This is a genomic window from Variovorax glucosi (assembly GCF_051216695.1).
In the GTDB taxonomy this organism is placed as follows: domain Bacteria; phylum Pseudomonadota; class Gammaproteobacteria; order Burkholderiales; family Burkholderiaceae_C; genus Variovorax.
In genome coordinates, this window is record NZ_JBPJZE010000198.1 from 1 (window position 1) to 1,238 (window position 1,238).

2 protein-coding genes are annotated in these 1,238 nt (G+C 56.5%); both read left to right on the plus strand.

Annotated elements, in window-relative coordinates:
* The first annotated feature begins 129 nt into the window (after window positions 1-129).
* Window positions 130-660: an energy transducer TonB gene (locus tag ACSFA3_RS24235; protein WP_435467615.1), complete on the plus strand. Its 531-nt coding sequence runs from the start codon at window positions 130-132 to the stop codon at window positions 658-660.
* Between the two features lie 240 nt (window positions 661-900).
* The gene (locus ACSFA3_RS24240) at window positions 901-1,227 is read left to right on the plus strand and encodes a hypothetical protein (protein ID WP_435467613.1); all 327 of its coding nucleotides are present in this window, start codon (window positions 901-903) and stop codon (window positions 1,225-1,227) included.
* Window positions 1,228-1,238 lie beyond the last annotated feature (11 nt).

Below are 1,238 nucleotides of genomic sequence, written 5' to 3' on the forward strand. Positions count from 1 at the left end.
GTATCAAGTATCAGATTTCAAGTCCCACCAGAGCGCCTAGGCTAAGCGCATGTTTCGGCCATGACTGGCCGCTCAGCGACGAAGCAGAATTCGCCCGCAACCGGCCCTTCAACCAGCAGGCCTCCTTGAATGAACGCAGCGCAATTTGTGAGGAACTGGAATGGCCTCAATGCAGGCCGTCAAGCGTGCGAAAAGGCCATGGCCTTGATACCCCTGCAGGAGTTCGTTGCGGCGCGCAATGCGTCTTCATCTCTTACACAACTGGCGATTCTCTTTGCGCTGTGTGTTCACTTCGCGGCGTTTGGGCAGCAGATGAGACGGATGGAGCCAATCAATCAGTACCCGCCAACGAATGTCGCGGGAAGCTGCGGCACATTGGTCCGCCCAGCAGGCTCGGTAAGCTCAAGCACGGCAACGTATAGTGCTCAGATGGGTGTGTCAGTGGGCGGAGTGGTGGAAAGCATCACCATCTACCGCACCACTGGAGATGCCGATCTGGATGCGGCCTCCCTGGCCGCGATCCGCATGTGCAAGTTTCTACCAGGAATAAGAGATGGCAAGCCGACAGAATCCACCGCGCTTGCTCAGATCAACTGGTCTTCCGAATCGCCGCCTTCGGTTGCATTTGTCGATCTCTATGCAAGGTGGCATCCCCGTTAATTCAGGTCTGCGGTAGCTATGCTCGACTTCACATACGTGAGAGTGCATCTTGAGACGGAACTAGTCGGCAATCACACATACACATGGAATGGGCATTCCGACGACCATAAAAAGATTTCACCGGCGCATTGGCAATTTTCGGGAGGGCCTCGCACCTTCTCGGATTGACGCCCCCTTACTGCTTATAGCGGCCATGAACGGACATACGAAGCGATCAAGAAGCTGCTTTTTCCTGCCCCCGTGAGGGGGGAAGGTCGAATCGTGCGCCAATCCGGTGGACTCCATCGGTACGGTCACGTCGTGCTGTCCGTCGAGGCTTCGTCCGGTGCCAACCTGTCGTTCAACTGGGAGGTGCTGCCGGAACAGATTCCAGACATGTTCAAGGACGCCGTCTACCGGGGTGTCCGACGGTCGTTCGAAGCTGATGCTCAGTTCGATGGGTACAGCCCCGATGGCCTGCTTGTCCGCGTGGTGGCGGGCTCATTTCATCAAACCGATTCGAACGAAGGGAGCTTCGAGATGGCTTCCATGCAAGCCTTTTCGAAGGCGCTGACGTCACTGGGCTGAGCACATTGGAT

Excerpts from the sequence above, each read along its gene's own strand:
- ACSFA3_RS24235 (WP_435467615.1), top strand. The coding sequence starts at position 130 with ATGAACGCAGCGCAATTTGTGAGGAACTGGAATGGCCTCAATGCAGGC.